Source organism: Streptomyces sp. NPDC030814, assembly GCF_055572155.1.
Window position 1 is genome coordinate 84,097 of sequence record NZ_JBVIDX010000003.1, and the last position, 16,346, is coordinate 100,442.

Consider the following 16,346-nt stretch of genomic DNA (forward strand, 5'->3'; position numbering starts at 1 on the left):
GGCGTCGGCAAGTTGGAGGGCCCGGGCGGGGAAGTCCTCGTCGCTCTCAGTGGCTGTCGTTGCGATGATGCTCACGCTTCTCTCCTTGTTGCAGAAAGGCTGGGGCAGAGACGTTGGCCTGTGGGCGCGACTGTCGAATGCACGGTTGCTCTGCTGCTTCGGTCCTCGTGGTCGCCCAGCTCGCCAAGGTCAGGCACCTGCCTCTCCGTTCGGGCGGCACTTGCCTCAGAACTGGCTGCTCGGCGGTACACTGCGCGGCTTTTGCGGCGAAGCGGAGCACGGTGGGGCGCTGTGTAGACAACGTGATGTCGGCGAAGTAGTGGCGACGCTTCGATTGAAGGGGGGCGAGCAGGCGCCCGTTCTCGCCGTGTGAAGTGACTGGTTCCAGCCTCATGCCGCAGCACGATGTTGTGTCCGCAGTGGCGTACGCGAGAGCATGTTCGATGATCGATGAGACGTTCGTCTTGTCGGGACAGTCGGTGCGGCGGCAGGGGCTGACGCCCTGTATCGGGTGGCTCTTGGCGTGTACGGGGTTGGGAGAGCGGTGTGACGGGCTGGGACATAGACCCGGTCGGGGTGCGCGGTGTTCTGGAGACGTCGGGTACGCATGGGAAGAACCTGTCGGAGGCGGGTTCGGCGATGCAGGGCAACCTGGAGGAGGCGGCCTCGGCGGCGGGGATGATCACCAGTCAGTACGGGCCCTACACCAGCACCGTTGGCGTGGTGGGCGCGGCGCTGGGGGAGTTTCTGCAGCAGTGGAGCCATGACCTGCTCTATATCGCCGAGCGGGCGTCCAAGTCGCTGAGCGGGGCTGCGGAGGCCACCGGGCACTACGTCGAGGGCGACCTGACTCTGGCGGCCAACGCACAGCGTGAAGCGGCCAAGGAACCGAAGGTCGAGCTGCCTGGGGTCGATTCGCCGGCCAAGGGTCAGTGATGGCGGACGAGGCGAAGCTGATCGACCCGTCGGGGATACCGCAGTTCCTCGGGGATCTGTCCACCCTTGGCATCGACGTGATGTTGCTGTACGCGAACGCGGGTCAGTTCCGGGCTTCGGGCGCGGATCTGCACACCGCCTTCCAGGGGTTGTCGGCCTTCTACCGTGCCCCGGAGGCCCATGACCTGTTCTCCTCCACGCAGCCGGTGAAGGCGAAGGCGGACGCGTTCGCGGACGATCTGGAGAAGGTCGCTGGCGCGTTGGATGAGTATGGTGTCGAAGTCAGGCCGCTGGTGGAGAAGTTGGCCACCCTGAAGGCGGACGCGCGGACGTTCGTGGACTCGGTCGCGGGGGACGACGACTAGCGCAAGGACAAAGACAAGGTCGACACCAACAATGGCTTATGGCGCGAGGTCAACCAGACAGTCGCCGCCTTCCAGGCCGCTGAACGCGCCTGCCACAACAAGATCACCGCCCTCGTCGGCGGCACCACGCTCACCGTCGATGACGGTTCGCACGGCGAGAACATGTACGGCTATCGCGCCGAGGACCTCGATCACGCCGGGGAGACCCCGTGGGGCGCGGCTGTCGAGCAGGAGTACGAGGGCTGGGACTGGTTCACGCACACGTCCGGGCAGGTCTGGGACGGTTTCTGGACCGACGGTGTGATGGGCACGGTCCATGGCGTGGGCACCCTGTTCGGCGCGGACGGCTCGGACGCGGCGGGCGAGGCGTGGACGGGCCTGGCCAAGCTCGGCGCTGCCTCCTTCCTGACCAGCGCCACCCTCGGCACCTGGTGGCTGGTGCCCGACGACAAACTCCCCTCGTGGCTGCGCGATTCCCGCACCACCTACAAGCAGACCGTCAAGGGATTTGTCGCCTGGGACACGTGGGAGAGCAACCCGGCCCGGGCTGCTGGTGCCGTCAGCTTCAACGTCCTGGGCCTGCTGGGCACCGAAGGGGCGGGCGCGGCGGCCACCGGTGCCGGCCGGACCGGAGCGGCCGCTCGTGCCGTGTCGGTCGTGGGCAAGGTCGGCCGGGCCGTCGACCCGTTCACGCATGTCGGCAAGGCGGGCAAGTTCGCCTACGTCAAAGTCGGTGACGCCTTTAGCACATTGAAGAGACTGGACTCCGGGGCAACACTGGACCTGCTCGAGCGAGGCGATGCCCTCCGGTCGCCCAGGGTTCCCGACAACGCGATCCCGTACGTCGACGACGCGACCGGAAGGGTCGTCTACCTCACCGACAAGGGCCACCTGCTCAACGCCGACGGCACCCTTCACCAGCACGCCTCCCAGGCCAAGGCCGAGCCGTCGGCCGCCGCCCGCGCCGGGGACGACTCCACGTCTCGCGCCCCGGTGACAGGAACCCGGGAGCCAGAACTCGTCGGTGCTCACGCGGGGACGAATTCCGTCGCCGACGTGGGCCGGACGGGCGAGCGCGCTCCGGGCAACGGTGTCGGGCATGGTTCGGGAGACGGTCCGGGGACGGGCAGGGGGACCCCAACCGGTTCCGGTCCTGGACATGGCGGGCCGCATGACCGCGCCACACGGTCGGCAGGGCCCGATGAGCATCGGGCGGATCGGGCGGACGGCGACGGCTCCCGTGACGAAGGACAGCGGAAGCTGACTCCTGCCGAGCGCAAGGCCATTCAGGACGAGCATGTCCGGAGGGCCAACGAAGACCCGGAGTGGCGCAAGAAGCACTACGACACCCTCGGACGCAGGAGACCCCATATCGGACTGGTGGACGGCGTCGAACTTCCCCAGCTCGCGAAGGATGCGCAAGGGCGCTTCGTGGCCAAGCACGACCTGCCGAGTGGTCCGTCCGAAACCCGGTTCGGTGCGAAGCCGCTGCCGCGGAGTACCGCCCCCGACGACGTTCTTCCGAGGCTCGACAGAAGGACCGCTGACCGTCGCGCCTATATGGACCTCATGAACGCGCAGAAGGCCTTCGACGAGACGCCCTCGACATCGAACCGTGAGGCCCTTGCCGCTGCTCAAAAGGCCTATGGAAAACAGCTCGGAGACGTGCCTCCGAACAGCAAGATCTCCGAGAAGCTGGGTGAGGACGCCTCCAGGCTCCACGCCGTTCGACGCGAGTTCCCGGAGGCTCAGGAGATCGACCTCCCCAAGACGCCCACCGGGGCCCACATGTTCGACGGCGCATACAGGCTTGAGGACGACAAGATCCTGATCGTTGAGGACAAGGCGCCGGGAAACGATCTCCAATGGCGACAGGGACGAGCCGACCCCGAGGATCCTGGGCGACCGCACGTCGGCGACGACGGCGGGGCGGCCGGTATGCGAGTGAAGCAGGGGACGTATCTGTACCTGCGGACCATCCTGGGCGAGATGACGAAACGTGGCGGTCGGGACGCCGAACTCGCGCGAGAGTTCAGACAGGCGCTGAAGGACAGGAAGTTGCAGTACGTCCTGGTCAAGGTCCAGGAGCCGGACGGCACCCTCTATGCTGGCGTCGTGATCGAACACATGAAAATCAACTGAGAAAGGGAGGGGCGTGGTCATCCATATTTCCCGTCACGACTTCCCCGTGGACAACGTGGCCGAAGCCATGGCGCCGATCGTCCAAAGCAACGACGAAGCACTTGCTGAACTCGAAACGTCAGAGTTTGACCGCTTCGATGCCTTGGACTATTCACTGACTGTCGCCAAATGGAACTGCCTGACGGATCCCTCGGGTGAGGAATTTTCGACGTGGGAGACCTGGGTCACCGCGATGCAGGTCGGATCGGGCCTGTTCATCTCTGGAGCGGCTGCGGAAGGCCCTGTCCCATGCCGTATCGGAGGAAAAGGTGAGATCAAGAACCTTCCGGCAACCGGCCCGCAGGAATATCTGCACGCCGGCAACTGGCTCACCACGTACTACTTGGCGGTGATCTGCCGGGAGAACGAGCGTCTCGACCAACTCGCCCGTGTACCCGTCTCCTTCCTGCGCGCATCAGGTGTGGAGTTCGACGAGTACATCTACGCCTGGGTGGAGACCCTCCAGAATGCCTGGTTCGGCCGCCCGGAAACCTGGAACACCCTGGCCGCCGCGATTGATGGGACGGACCCCGAAGCCCCCCACATTGCCAGTGTCGAACTGATGCTGAAAATTCTCTACCCTCCGCTGGAGATCTTCCACCGCTACCAGCGGCAGGAGCCGGAGCCGTTCAACACCGCTCTTGCGGAAGCACTCACCTGGCATCGCGAGTACTGGACCGAGAACGAGACACGGTCAAAGAGCAGCGAAGGCCTGGTGGCTCTGGCCCCATTGGCCGTCGCCTGCATGGCGTTCGACGCGGACATCCCGGTCGACGTCGAATCCGCGTACCTGCCCAAGCACCTCCTCGAACGCTCCTGGGTGGGCGAGTTCCCGACGTGACCAAAGACGTCATAGCCCTCACCCCGAAGATGCCGGACACCCGCTCCTTGATCGCCGGCCTCTCAGCAGGCGGCCCCGACCTGGGACTGACCTCCACCGGTGACGGCGGCGTCCTTCAGCTGTGCACAAGCGTTGGCCGTCCGCTGGTCTCCGTCGAGGCACCCCTCCTGATCCACATACCCGGCGAAGCGGAACGCCTCCTCGGCCCCGATGTGTCAGCGCCCCCGCCGCCGTACTGGTGGACCGAGACCCGCGCCTCGACCTCGGTACCCGAAGCAGAAGCTCTCGCTGAATCGTTGTGCGGACGCCTGACCACGCTGCTCGGCGGGACAGCGTGGCCGCGCGCCGCAGGTACGACACGCGTGGTGGCCATCCCGCAGGACCAGTCGGCCGATGACGCTCAGGAGGTCGTCGCCCCCTCCGCTCCCGCCGTTCCCTCGGTCGACGTCCTGACCGACTCCACGGCGGTCGTCATCTCCGACCGCCCCGTCCTCGCCTTCACCACCTGGCTCTCCGAAGTACTCCGCACCACGAGCGCCACCAACCGAGCGCTGCACCTGGTCACCCCGCCCCAAGCCCGGCTCACTCTCCCCCTGCGCACGGCGCTGCGGGGCGCCCCCAATCGGTGGGTGGTCCAGGACCCGGCCGGCGGTTACTACGACGGGCTGTCCGGGGTCCCCCTCGCCTGGCAGCAGGGAACGTTCAACCCCACCAGCACCACAGTCGCCGACGCGTTCACCCAGGACACCGAGCCCACCCCCGAACGCCAGCTGACCATCACTTTCCGCACGGTCCACGCCCCCACCGCCGACCTGGTCCTCGGCCGCGGTCTGGAGACCGCCTGGCGCCACCTGACGGGCGCGGCGCCGGTGGGGTGGAGCACGTCGGAGCCGGTCAACCTGCCCTGGTCGCCGCGCCAGCTGACGGACCTGGCCCGCGACCGCTCACCAGCACCGACCCACCTGATCGCGATCGGAGCTCCGGACCATCCGTCCATCGCGACACTCCGCACAGCGCGTACGAAGGCCGGCGTCGCCCAGGACATCACGCTCACACTCGGCTACACGTCCCCTGTGGATGTCCCCCTGGACGCCGTCGAATCCCTCGCCGCCGCGCTGGTCGAGCACGGCCTGGTGTCGATGCTCACCACGCTCCGAGCAGCCCGCGCGGACCTGACGCTGACCCCGCGTCTGGAGGCCCCGCCCATCCCGGTGTCCTTCACCCTCGGCGCCCGGGACGTCAACGCCATCGGCCTCACCCACGCCCGAAGACCACCCCTCGCCCCGCGCCCGCGACAACTCGGCACACACACGCGCCCAGCCCTCCACTACGGCTTGGGCGACGGAACCGACGCCGACGCATGGACTGTGCTCCAACATCTCACCACCCACCTCAAGGCCACTCCTGGAGCGGAGCGAATCGGCCTGATGCTGAAATGAGTGAGTGTGACCGAGCGCAATGTAGGCAGTGACGGGACCGAGGAATCCACTTCGGAGGGACTGCCCCTGTTGTTCCAGCGACGGTCGGGGAGAACTGAGTGGCCGTTGACACGAAGAGGTACGGTTCACTCGACGGTCAGCATCTCGCCGGCCTCGGCTAGGACTCCAGTGCGACTTCGTGATCTTGTGTTGGTCCCATCTGGTCGAGTGCTTCGGTGGTGGGTTCGAGGATTGAGGTGTCCGGTGCGGCGGCGTCGGGACCGGGTGGCCAGCCACATCATGTACCGGGTGGGCAGTACAGAGTCGGCCCTGATGTCCACAGCCGGCACACGATGGGATGCAGAAGCGAGCATTCGCTACTCGGTCGTGGCCGGAGCTTCCCGCTCCCTTTGGCGCTGCTCGTACCGTGAGGGCGCACCGAGTATCCAGGACCACGACTCGTACTCGTCGACGGGTCCCACCCGGTCTGCGCCATCGATACAGCGCGGATCGTCCCGCTCGGCCAGTCCGTAGACGGCCCAGATCCGGGTCTGCTGGTCCTCGTCATCGAGCAGATCGGCCAGGGTGTCCCCGATGGCGGGTTCCGGATTCAGGCTGTACGCGAGCTCGTAGCCGGCGACTTGGCGTACGGAGGAGTCGGTGTCCCGGGCCAGTGCAAGCAGGACGTTCAGTCCCTCGGATGTGAACGTCTTCCGCCCAGACCTCTCCGAGTCCACGATTCTCAGGGTCGAAGGCACCACAGCACGGACTTGTGGGGCTGCGTGGGCAAGGAATGAGAGCCCCAGTGGCTCGATCCTCGGGTCGTCATGGTGGCTCAGGCCGGCCAGGGCCTCGGCCAGGACGTCCGGGTGTCCCTCCTCCTTTGCCCAGTCGAGGAGGAGCTCGAGCGTGCGCTGTTCGAACGGACTCGGGACGTTCGTCAGCTCCGCCTCGAGGTGGAGGCAGACCAGGACCTCCGCGCCGAAGCGGCGATGCAGGGGATCGGGATGGCCCCGCAGTACCGCCGCAGCCTCCCAGGTCTCGTCGTCCTGTCTCCGGGCAAGGGTTTTGACGATCTCCGACCAGACGGCGTGCTGCCAGTCCGGGTACTCGAGTGCGCACGCACGGGCCGCCAGTTCGTCAAAGCCCAGGTGCAGTCCGAAGTGTTTCTCGAAGAGGGTGAGGATCCCTGTGTGGCCGTCGCGGACGGTCATTCCGCCGAGCCGGAGCTCGTGGTACTCGGTGAACCACTCCCTGTCCCGGATACGAACCCGCTCGACCTCGTCCGAGGTGCCGGTCCGCTCCCGGAGCATGGCGACCGGGCCCATCTCGTGCCACTGCCGGGCGCGTGCCAGCAGCTCCGCGCGGGTGGCCTCGCTGATCACCGCCGCGTCACCGAGCAGGCCGAAGACGAGACCGATGGAACCGCTGTCGACGGCCCGCAAGAGGGGAGTGGTCCCGTCGGGCAGCCGGCGGTCCGGATCCGCGCCGCCTTCCACAAGGTAGCCGGAGATCGTCGAGTTGAACGCTGAGACGGCCAGGCAGAGTGCGGGGGTGCCCTGCTCGTCGAAGACGTCGGGATCCGCCCCGTCCTCGAGCAGTGTTCTGACCGCGTTCTCGTCCCCGCTCCGCACCGCCGTGATGAGCGGATCCTCACCCATCCCCAACCCCCTGTCGGTCTCGATCGCCACGCAGCCGCAGGCCGGGAGAGACATCATCGGCCGGGTCCGTCACACCGTCCCCGGCCGGAGCCATGGGCTGAACGTCCGGTCGTCGGGCCGCAGACGGCATGTCGCATGGGCGGTCGATCCCGAGCCTCGTCCTGCGCGGATCCCACTGGCTGAAGCAGCCTGTCACACCCGGTGGATCCGGAGCGGCCACCGAGTGATCACCAAAGGTTGCGTGGACTCCTGAAGATCGTGCTGTGGCCGCGGACAACAGCATAGACGCCGCCCGTTGGCGTGCGATGTTCGACCGGGCCATGGCCCGGATCGCGGGCCGGTTCAAGCGGGTGGAGCCGCGGGCGACGGCCCGCGCCTTTGTGCTCGCCCTGCTGTCCGGCGTCGAGCGGAAGTACTGCTGGCGGCTGGCCGAGCAGGCCGGTCACGCCCGCCCCGGGCCGATGCAGCGGCTGCTGCGAAGCACCCCGCTGGGACGCGGATGCGGTCCGCGACGACATCCGCGCCTACGTCCTTGAGCACCTCGGTGCCGACGACGGCGTCCTGGTCGTGGACGAGACGGGCTTCTTGAAGAAGGGCACCGCCTCGGCCGGTGTGCAGCGCCAAAACACCGGCACCGCACGCCGGCTCGAGAACACCCAGGTCGGCGTCTTCCTCGCGTACGCCTCCAGCAGAGGACGGGCGTTGATCGACCGCCGCCTCCACCTGCCGGACGCCTCGTGGTGCCAGGACGCCGAGCGACGAGCCCGCACCGGGGTGCCCGACCGGGTGGAGTTCGCGACCAAGCCCACGTGGGCCGGGCAGATGACCACGGCATGCGGCTACGCGCTGGCCGTCGCCTGCAGCAGGCGGGTGCAGATCAACGAGGGACGGACGGACCACTGCCCGCGCGGATGCGGTGGCCGACCGCCTGCCTGCCTCGGCCTGACACCGGCAGAGCGTCGGAGCCGGGGCGAAAGGATCGCGTCACTACGACTGGGCCTGGATCGAAATCGGTGCCGACCGCCACCGGCACCTGCTCATCCGCCGCAACCCGAGCAGCGGTGAACCCGCCTTCTAGTCCATAAGGGTGGATATGTGGCGTATGGGAAAACCGGGTGCGCTGGGCGGAAGTTGAGCGTAGGCCGACTCGCTTTCGCCCCTCGAACGGAAAAGTCCAGTGACCCGCTCCTTTCCCCCGATCCCGGCGGCCAGACCCGTGATCGGTGAAGCCGAGATCGCTGCGGTCGTCCGCGTTCTGCGCAGCGGCCGCGTCGTCCAGGGGCCGGAGGTGGCTGCCTTTGAGGAGGAGTTCTCCGAGCTGGTCGCGGGACGCGCCTGCGTCGCGGTCAACTCCGGAACCTCCGCCCTGCAGCTGAGCCTCATGGCGCTCGGTATCGGACCGGGGGACGAGGTGGTGGTGCCGTCCTTCTCGTTCGCGGCGACCGCCAACGCGGTCCGCCTGGTCGGTGCCGAACCCGTCTTCGCCGACATCACGCCCGGCACCTACTGCCTCGACCCGCTCGCCGCGTCGGCGGTGATCGGACCGCGCACCGCGGCCCTCATGCCGGTGCATCTGTACGGGCACCCCGCGCCCATGGACCAGCTGACGGAGCTTGCCGCACGTCATGGGCTCGCCGTGCTGGAGGACGCCTGCCAGGCCCACGGAGCCACCTTGCACGGACGCCCCGTCGGCAGCTTCGGTGAGGCGGGGTGCTTCAGCTTCTACCCGACGAAGAACATGCACGCGATCGAGGGCGGCATGATCGCGACCGATGACCCGCACCTGGCCCGCACCCTTCGGCTGCTGCGGAACCAGGGCATGGAGCAGCGGTACGCCAACGAGATCGTCGGCGCGAACATGCGGATGACCGACGTCGCCGCCGCGGTCGGCCGTGAGCAGCTGAAGCGGCTGCCGGCCTGGACGGAGCGGCGCAGGGCCAACGCCAAGGTGCTCGACTCCCGCATCGAGGGGCTGTTCGTCCCCCACGAGGCGGACGGCGCGCGGCACGTCTACCACCAGTACACGATCCGCGTTCCGGGCGGGCGCCGGGAAGCCGTGCGGCAGGACCTGGCGCGACAAGGCATCGGCAGCGCGGTGTACTACCCGACCCCCATCCACCGGCTCAGGCCCTACCAGGACCCGGGCAGGCCCTCCCTGCCCGAGACCGACCGGGCAGCGGCCGAGGTGCTGTCCCTCCCGGTTCACCCGAGCCTCGGGCAGGCCGAGCTGGAGCGGATCGCCCAGGCCGTGAACGACGCCGGAGGGGCACGGTGAGCCGGCGTACCCTGCGGGCCGGGCTCATCGGACTCGGAGCCATGGGGCGCAACCACGCCCGGGTCCTGGCGTCGCTCGACGGTGTCGAGCTGGTGGGCGTCATGGACCCGGTGGGGGACTCCACCGGTGCCGCCCGGAACGCCGTGGTTGTCGACACCCTGCCGGACCTGGTCGCCCTCGGACTCGACTACGCGGTGGTCGCGTGCCCCACGGCCCAGCACGAGGAGACCGGCCTGGCGCTGGCCGAGAACGGCGTGCCGGCCCTCATCGAGAAGCCGCTCGCCCACTCCGTGCAGGCCGCGCAACGACTGGTGGAGGCCTTCGGCAGAGCCGGACTCGTCGCGGGGGTCGGCCACATCGAGCGGTTCAACCCGGCGCTGCAGAGCCTGCGTTCCCGTCTCGAGTCGGGAGAACTGGGGGACGTGTTCCAGGTGGTCACGCGCCGGCAGGGGCCCTTCCCGCACCGCATCGCCGACGTCGGGGTGGTCAAGGACCTGGCGACCCACGACATCGACCTCACCAGTTGGGTCACCGGCCATGGCTACGCCTCGGTCTCGGCGCGCACGGTGTCGAAGAGTGGCCGCCCCCATGAGGACATGGTCAGCGTGGTCGGCGACCTCAGCGACGGCACCCTGGTCAGTCATCTCGTCAACTGGCTCAGCCCCCACAAGGAGCGCTTCACGGCGGTGACCGGCGAGCGCGGCTGTCTCATCGCGGACACTCTCACGGCTGACCTGACCTTCCACGCCAACGGAGCGGTGACCACCGAGTGGGAGGCCCTGCGCGCCTTCCGCGGGGTGGCCGAGGGCGACATGATCCGCTACGCCATCCCCAAGCGTGAGCCCCTCCTGGTCGAGCACGAGCGGTTCCGTGATGCCGTGGCGGGCGAAGCGGCGGACATCGTCACGCTCGATCAGGGGCTGAGGACGGTCGAGGTGGCGGAGGCGGTCCTCGACTCCGCACGGAAGAAGGTGTCCGTGGGTCTGCGATGCCCGCGCGCCCCCACCCTGGCGATGGTCGCCCAGCGGTCGTGACGGCCCCCCGACCGGGGGGCCGGGCCGAGGGCGGGCCGAAGCACTGTGCGCCCCCAGCAGCTTGAACACGCAAAGAAACCGCCAAGAGAGGATGCGCGGAGCGAAAGTGTCCGCTGGGGGGATCTCGACCCTCGTCGGTCACCCGCGCAGCTTCTGCCCCGTCGGAGGGAAGTAGCCGTGCAGATCTGTGTAGTGGCGCTCGGAAAGATCGGCCTGCCACTCGCCGTCCAGTTCGCCGCGAAGGGCCACCACGTCATCGGCGCCGACGTGGACGAACGCGTCGTACGCCTCGTCACCCAGGGTGTTGAGCCGTTCCCCGGCGAGGCCGGACTCGCCGAGAAGCTCAAGGGCGTCGTCGCGGAAGGGCGGCTGCTGGCCACCACCGATACGGAGGCGGCGGTCGCGCGGGCCGAGGCGGTGGTCCTCGTCGTCCCGTTGTACGTCGATGCGGCAGGCACCCCCGACTTCGGCTGGCTGGACGAGGCGACGCGGGCCGTGGCACGCGGGCTGCGGCCCGGCACGCTCGTCTCGTACGAGACGACCCTGCCCGTGGGCACCACGCGGGTGCGCTGGACGCCGATGCTCGAGCAGGGCAGTGGACTGACCGCGGGCCGGGACTTCGCTCTCGTCTTCAGCCCCGAACGGGTCCTGACCGGCCGTGTCTTCGCCGACCTGCGCCGCTACCCCAAGCTCGTCGGCGGTATCGACGCGGCGTCCGCGCGCCGTGGTGTCGAGTTCTACGAGTCCGTCCTCGACTTCGACGTACGAGGCGAGCTGCCCCGGCCCAACGGCGTCTGGAACCTCGGTTCGGCGGAGGCCGCGGAGTTCGCGAAGCTGGCCGAGACCACCTACCGCGACGTGAACATCGGGCTGGCGAACCAGTTCGCGCGGTTCGCCGACCGGGTCGGCGTCGACATCGACCTGGTGATCGACGCCTGCAACTCGCAGCCGTACAGCCACATCCACCGGCCCGGGATCGCCGTCGGAGGCCACTGCATTCCCGTCTACCCGCAGATGTACCTGTGGAACGACTCCGGGGCGACGGTCGTGCGAGAGGCCCGTGCGGCCAACGCCTCGATGCCCGAGTACGCGGTGAGCCGGCTGGCGGACGTGTACGGCGACCTGACCGGCGCGGGCGTCCTGGTCCTCGGCGCGGCCTACCGGGGCGGCGTCAAGGAGACGGCGTTCTCCGGGGTGTTCCCCGTCGTCGAGGCGCTCCGGGCCCGGGGCGCCGCACCGTATGTGTCGGACCCGCTGTACGGGGCTGACGAACTGCGCGCACTCGGCCTGCCGCCGTACGACGGGCAGGACGTCACGGCCGCCGTCATCCAGGCCGACCACGAGGAGTACCGGGAGTTCGGCTCCCACCAGTTCCCGGCGGTGCGCGTCGTGGTCGACGGGCGGCGGATCACCGATCCGGTCCGGTGGACCGGAGCCGAGGTGATCGTGCTCGGTGCGCCGTCACCGACGGCTCAGCGGACGTGAGACACGCTCAGATGCTCTTCCAGCGCCCGCACCACGCGGGCCGCCGCTCTGCCGTCGCCGTACGGCGTGTCACGCGGGACCTCGGGCGCGGGGCGCAGGACGGTGTCGGACCAAGCCTGTGACCGGGACTCCAGTACACCCGGCTCCGGCACGAGCGTGTTCCAACCGCCCCGGAGCGTCTCCGGCCACTCCGTCTCGGTACGCAGAGTCGTGCAGACCCGCTCCAGCAGGTACGCCTCCTTCTGGAGCCCACCCGAGTCGGTGATCACACCGCGTGAACCGAGCACCGTGGCGATCAGCTCGGCGTAGGGGAGGGGGCGGCTGACATGGAGAGCGCCACGGTCCAGCTTGATACCGAAGTCCGCGGCACGTGCGCGCAGCCGCGGATGAGCGGCCAGGACGACGGGAACGGGCAGACCGGCCAGGGCGTCCACCAGGGCGGACAGACGATCGGGACGGTCGGTGTTCTCCGCCCGGTGCAACGTGGCGAAGAGATAGGGCTCCCGGGCGTCGACAGGGGCCGGAAGAGCGGGGGCGTTGACCTCGCCCCTCAGCACCTTGTCCCTGAGCCGCAGGCAGACGTCGACCATGACGTCCCCCGTCAGCACCGCACGGTGGGCCAGGCCCTCGGCCGTCAGGTGGCGCACCGCCTCCTCGGTGGGTACGAGCAGCAGGTCGGCGGCGTGATCGGTGAGGACGCGGTTGTGCTCCTCGGGCATCCGCCGGTTGAAGGAGCGAAGGCCTGCTTCCAGATGGGCAACGGGAATGTGCTGCTTGGCCGCGGAAAGGGCTCCGGCGAGCGTCGAGTTGGTGTCCCCGTACACCAGCACCCAGTCGGGGCGCGCGGCCGCGATCACCGGATCGAGGGCGGCCAGGACCGTACCGGTCTGCACGCCGTGAGTGCCCGAGCCCACGCCCAGGTGCACAGCGGGCTCGGGGATGGAGAGCCCTTGGAAGAACACGTCCGACAGATCGGCGTCATAGTGCTGGCCGGTGTGGACGATCGTGTGACAGTGCTCCGTGCCGTCGAACGCGGCGGCGACAGCGGCGAGCTTGACGAATTGTGGGCGTGCCCCCACGACACTCATGACCTTCACGGGCGCGACATCTCTCCTGGTTGAGCTGAAGCCTCGGTGAGCAGGCCGTCCCTCTCCGCATAACGGGCCCCGTTTCTCGGGCACTCCCAGAAACCGGCCTGATCCGGCACCGCGCGCAGACGCTCGCCGGCTCGTCCCACCCATCCGACCCGACGGGCGGGAACACCGGCGACCAGGGCGAAATCCGGCACGTCCCGGGTGACGACGGCACCCGCGGCGACCATCGCCCAGCGGCCCACGCTGACCGGGGCAACACACACCGAGCGGGCGCCGAGTGACGCCCCCTCAGCTACCCGGACGCCGACCGCCTCCCAGTCACCGGCGCGCTTCTGGCGTCCGTCCGCGTCGACGGCCCGAGGATTGCGGTCGTTCGTGAGGACGGCCGCGGGCCCCACGAAGACGCCGTCGCCCAGCTCGGCTGGCTCGTACACCAGCGCATGGTTCTGAATCTTGACCCTGTTGCCGATCCTCACCCCGGGGCCCACGTAGACCCCCCGGCCCACGACGCAGTCACAGCCGAGCAGGGCCTTCTCGCGAATCTGGGCGAGTTCCCACACCGTGGTACCGGGGTTGAGCACGGCCGAATCGTCGACCTGCGCGCCGGGGGCGATGCGCACCTGGGAAAACGGTGCCTCCGCGCTTTGGTTCATGTGCTGAGCAACGAGCGCGGGCCGATACGGGCACGGTTGACCGTTGGCCTTTGACCGGCACTCGACGAAGCGAATTCCCGCGGCCCCCGATTGCATGAGGAGTTGACCCGGGTGGGGCACCGAACCGTCGTCAGCGATTGCTGGTCCGTATCCGCGTCGATGCCGCCGCGAGAACACGCCGTGCGGTCGGAATATTAGGCCGTTCGGACCGAGTTTCCCGCTGCCCGACGTGGTGCAGTTCGCAACGCGTCTTCGTGACTGCCATTACTGATGTAATCCACATGCCTGCTCCAGGTGCAGCCTTTGATTCAGGGGCGGCAGGCGATGAAGGCAGGGAAGGACCCGATGCGCAGGCTCAAGGGCGTTGTCGAGAGTATGCGGGCACGCGCGGCTCTGATGGCCCGGCGGCGCCGCCGGGCATTCCTGTGGATTGCCGTGGCCATCGGTCTGTCGTCCGCAGCATCGGCCGCTTTCCTGGTGTGGGAGGTCCGCACGGTCCAGAGCAACCTTGCCGCGGCGCAGGCGGCGACTGACCGACTGAAAACAGAGATGGCCCTCAATCGCCGACCCCCGGCAGAACTCTTGGCCTCCATCCGGAAACACACGGCGACCGCCCGGAGCGCGGCCCTCACACCGGTGTGGGGCATGGCCGAGGAACTCCCCCTGATGGGACCGCCGCTTCGTTCCGCCCGGGGGTTGAGTGCCGCCGCCGACGAGATGGCCAGCGGGGTGCTGCCGGAGGCGGTGCGACTGCATCAGATGTTCGCCTCCGGCCGGCTCGTGCACCGCGGTCACATCGACCTCCACCGACTCTCGGCCGCCGCGGACGTGCTGGGGACCGTGGAGCGTCGGCTGACCGGAATCGAGACCGGTCTGAACCGCCTGCCCGCCTCGACGGTGGTCGGTCGCCTCGACATGGCACGGCAGGGGCTGACCGACCGAGTGACGCGCCTTTCCGACGCGGTCTCCCAGGCGGAGGCGACGGCGCGGCTGCTGGTGCCTGTTCTGGGTGCCTCGGAGCCGCGCTCCTACTTCCTGGCCTTCCAGAACAACGCCGAGGCCCGGGGCACCGGAGGCCTCGTGGGCACCTTCGGCATCCTGACCGCCGACCGGGGGCGCATCACCTTGCACGGCTTCGCGTCGGACGACAAGCTGCTGCGTACGGCCACCCCCGTGGCGGACTTCGGGCCGGCGTTCGCTCGCCAGTACGGAGCTGCCGAGAGCACCCAGAGGCTCGCCAACTCCAATATGTCCGCTCACTTTCCCTATGCGGCGCAGATCTGGTTGGGCCTGTGGCAGCGGCACACGGGGCAGCGTCTCGACGGGGCGATCGCCACCGATCCCGTGGGACTGGCCCGCGTCCTCAATGCCACTGGGCCGGTCAGGCTTCCGGACGGAAAGCAGCTGACGCCGGACAACACCGTGGAGTTCACCGAGAGCACCCTCTACGCGTCGTACGGCAACGTCGAACGCAAGCGTTTCCTGGTCCAGGTCGCACAGTCGGTCGCCGCTGCCCTGCTGCACCACCACCACGATTCGGCGGCCCTGCTCCACGCGCTGCGGGAGAACGCGACCGACGGCAGACTTCGCATCTGGAGCAGGGACGCCTCCACCGAGTCGGCGCTCAGGAAGAGCGGGCTGTCCGGCGAAGTGCCCAAGACGCCGGGGCCGTTCGCGTATCTGGTGGTCAACAATTCCGCCGGCAACAAGATGGACTACTATCTGCGCCGGTCACTGACGTACGAACTCGGTCCCTGCAGGGGCGGTGTCCGTTCCAGCAGGGTGCGCATCAGGCTGACGAATACCGCTCCCGCCGCGGGTCTCCCTCCCCTCGTCACTCTCCGGTCCGACGATCCCGACAACCCGCACCCGCCGGGATCCACCACCATCTGGCTTTCCCTGTACGCCAGTTCAGGAGCGCAGTTCACGGGCGGGAGTCTGGACGGGCGGCGACTTCTGGTGTCGTCGGACGAGGAGCGCGGTCACCCGGTATTCGGGACACAGGTGGAACTGCTGCCCGGTCGGACGCGGGAACTGGACATTCGTCTGCTGGAACCCGTTTCCGACCGCACCCCTGTGCTTCCTGTGCAGCCGTTGGCAAGCCCGCAGACCACCAAGGTGCGTATCCAGACGTGCCCGAAGTGATCGGAGCGCTTGAGTGAATCCCGAAGGGGCTCGTAGCTGCCCGGGAAAAGCGCGACGGTATTCGTCCGAACGGGCGACGAAGTCGTATCCACAGTCATGGGAGTCGCCAAGATCACGAGAAATATTATGACCACCCGAAAGGACGCGGCGGCGTCCGTGGACAAGTCGTGGGCATAGTGCCGAAATAGGTCTTCGGTTACTGACATCCTGCTGATCGGGGTTCACCTTGCGTGGGGAATGCACGGGCAACGGCAAGCT

At 68.5% G+C, this 16,346-nt stretch carries 13 protein-coding genes and 1 pseudogene; 10 read left to right on the forward strand and 4 right to left on the reverse strand.

The window, feature by feature from the left end; translation table 11 throughout:
* Positions 1 to 546 precede the first annotated feature (546 nt).
* Together ACZ43N_RS07245 and ACZ43N_RS07250 are read left to right on the forward strand one after the other, a co-directional pair.
* Positions 547 to 936: a DUF6507 family protein gene (locus ACZ43N_RS07245; RefSeq protein WP_060893610.1), complete on the forward strand. Its 390-nt coding sequence runs from the start codon at positions 547 to 549 to the stop codon at positions 934 to 936.
* Entirely contained in the window at positions 936 to 1,301 is a 366-nt protein-coding gene (locus ACZ43N_RS07250; RefSeq protein WP_468095649.1) for a hypothetical protein, read from the forward strand. The genes ACZ43N_RS07245 and ACZ43N_RS07250 overlap by 1 nt, the downstream gene beginning before the upstream one ends.
* Before the next feature lie 36 nt (positions 1,302 to 1,337).
* Here ACZ43N_RS07250 and ACZ43N_RS07255 read toward each other — a convergent pair whose 3' ends face one another.
* Positions 1,338 to 1,496, reverse strand: a complete 159-nt coding sequence (locus tag ACZ43N_RS07255) for a hypothetical protein (protein WP_468095650.1) — start codon at positions 1,494 to 1,496, stop codon at positions 1,338 to 1,340.
* 126 nt (positions 1,497 to 1,622) lie between these two features.
* Between ACZ43N_RS07255 and ACZ43N_RS07260 the strand changes: the two genes are divergently transcribed.
* From ACZ43N_RS07260 to ACZ43N_RS07270, 3 genes are read left to right on the forward strand one after another with little or no spacing between them, the layout of a single operon-like run.
* Positions 1,623 to 3,443, forward strand: coding sequence for a hypothetical protein (locus ACZ43N_RS07260; protein ID WP_468095651.1), 1,821 nt, complete (start codon positions 1,623 to 1,625; stop codon positions 3,441 to 3,443).
* 13 nt (positions 3,444 to 3,456) lie between these two features.
* Positions 3,457 to 4,323, forward strand: a complete 867-nt coding sequence (locus ACZ43N_RS07265) for an immunity 49 family protein (RefSeq protein ID WP_468095652.1) — start codon at positions 3,457 to 3,459, stop codon at positions 4,321 to 4,323.
* Positions 4,320 to 5,762: a DUF6177 family protein gene (locus tag ACZ43N_RS07270; RefSeq protein ID WP_468095654.1), complete on the forward strand. Its 1,443-nt coding sequence runs from the start codon at positions 4,320 to 4,322 to the stop codon at positions 5,760 to 5,762. The genes ACZ43N_RS07265 and ACZ43N_RS07270 overlap by 4 nt, the downstream gene beginning before the upstream one ends.
* A gap of 356 nt (positions 5,763 to 6,118) precedes the next feature.
* Here the strand turns inward: ACZ43N_RS07270 and ACZ43N_RS07275 are convergent, their stop codons facing one another.
* A complete protein-coding gene (locus ACZ43N_RS07275) occupies positions 6,119 to 7,402 on the reverse strand; it encodes an ankyrin repeat domain-containing protein (protein WP_468095656.1) in 1,284 nt (427 codons plus the stop codon).
* 320 nt (positions 7,403 to 7,722) lie between these two features.
* Here ACZ43N_RS07275 and ACZ43N_RS07280 point away from each other — a divergent pair.
* The 4 genes and pseudogenes from ACZ43N_RS07280 to ACZ43N_RS07295 form a co-directional block, all read left to right on the forward strand.
* Positions 7,723 to 8,477: pseudogene (locus tag ACZ43N_RS07280) on the forward strand (IS701 family transposase); the annotation flags it as partial.
* Between the two features lie 102 nt (positions 8,478 to 8,579).
* The gene (locus ACZ43N_RS07285; protein WP_468095657.1) at positions 8,580 to 9,677 is read left to right on the forward strand and encodes a DegT/DnrJ/EryC1/StrS family aminotransferase; all 1,098 of its coding nucleotides are present in this window, start codon (positions 8,580 to 8,582) and stop codon (positions 9,675 to 9,677) included.
* Between the two features lie 41 nt (positions 9,678 to 9,718).
* Positions 9,719 to 10,711: a Gfo/Idh/MocA family protein gene (locus tag ACZ43N_RS07290; RefSeq protein ID WP_468096448.1), complete on the forward strand. Its 993-nt coding sequence runs from the start codon at positions 9,719 to 9,721 to the stop codon at positions 10,709 to 10,711.
* A gap of 177 nt (positions 10,712 to 10,888) precedes the next feature.
* Positions 10,889 to 12,196, forward strand: a complete 1,308-nt coding sequence (locus ACZ43N_RS07295) for a nucleotide sugar dehydrogenase (RefSeq protein WP_468095658.1) — start codon at positions 10,889 to 10,891, stop codon at positions 12,194 to 12,196.
* On the opposite strand, the gene wecB is transcribed toward ACZ43N_RS07295, so the two are convergent.
* Together wecB and ACZ43N_RS07305 are read right to left on the reverse strand one after the other, a co-directional pair.
* Positions 12,184 to 13,293: a non-hydrolyzing UDP-N-acetylglucosamine 2-epimerase gene (gene wecB, locus ACZ43N_RS07300; protein ID WP_468095659.1), complete on the reverse strand. Its 1,110-nt coding sequence runs from the start codon at positions 13,291 to 13,293 to the stop codon at positions 12,184 to 12,186. The two genes, ACZ43N_RS07295 and wecB, sit on opposite strands and share 13 nt — an antisense overlap.
* On the reverse strand, positions 13,290 to 13,943 hold the full coding sequence (locus tag ACZ43N_RS07305; protein ID WP_468096450.1) for an acyltransferase: 654 nt from the start codon (positions 13,941 to 13,943) through the stop codon (positions 13,290 to 13,292). The genes wecB and ACZ43N_RS07305 overlap by 4 nt, the downstream gene beginning before the upstream one ends.
* Positions 13,944 to 14,588: 645 nt before the next feature.
* Between ACZ43N_RS07305 and ACZ43N_RS07310 the strand changes: the two genes are divergently transcribed.
* A complete protein-coding gene (locus ACZ43N_RS07310) occupies positions 14,589 to 16,088 on the forward strand; it encodes a DUF4012 domain-containing protein (RefSeq protein WP_468095660.1) in 1,500 nt (499 codons plus the stop codon).
* Positions 16,089 to 16,346: the final 258 nt, after the last annotated feature.

What these genes read in the sequence shown, in the direction of transcription:
- ACZ43N_RS07290 (WP_468096448.1), top strand. Translation starts at nt 9,719, where the DNA reads ATGGGGCGCAACCACGCCCGGGTCCTGGCGTCGCTCGACGGTGTCGAG.
- ACZ43N_RS07305 (WP_468096450.1), bottom strand. Translation starts at nt 13,943, where the DNA reads ATGAACCAAAGCGCGGAGGCACCGTTTTCCCAGGTGCGCATCGCCCCC.
- ACZ43N_RS07275 (WP_468095656.1), bottom strand. Translation starts at nt 7,402, where the DNA reads ATGGGTGAGGATCCGCTCATCACGGCGGTGCGGAGCGGGGACGAGAAC.
- ACZ43N_RS07310 (WP_468095660.1), top strand. Translation starts at nt 14,589, where the DNA reads ATGGCCGAGGAACTCCCCCTGATGGGACCGCCGCTTCGTTCCGCCCGG.
- ACZ43N_RS07250 (WP_468095649.1), top strand. Translation starts at nt 936, where the DNA reads ATGGCGGACGAGGCGAAGCTGATCGACCCGTCGGGGATACCGCAGTTC.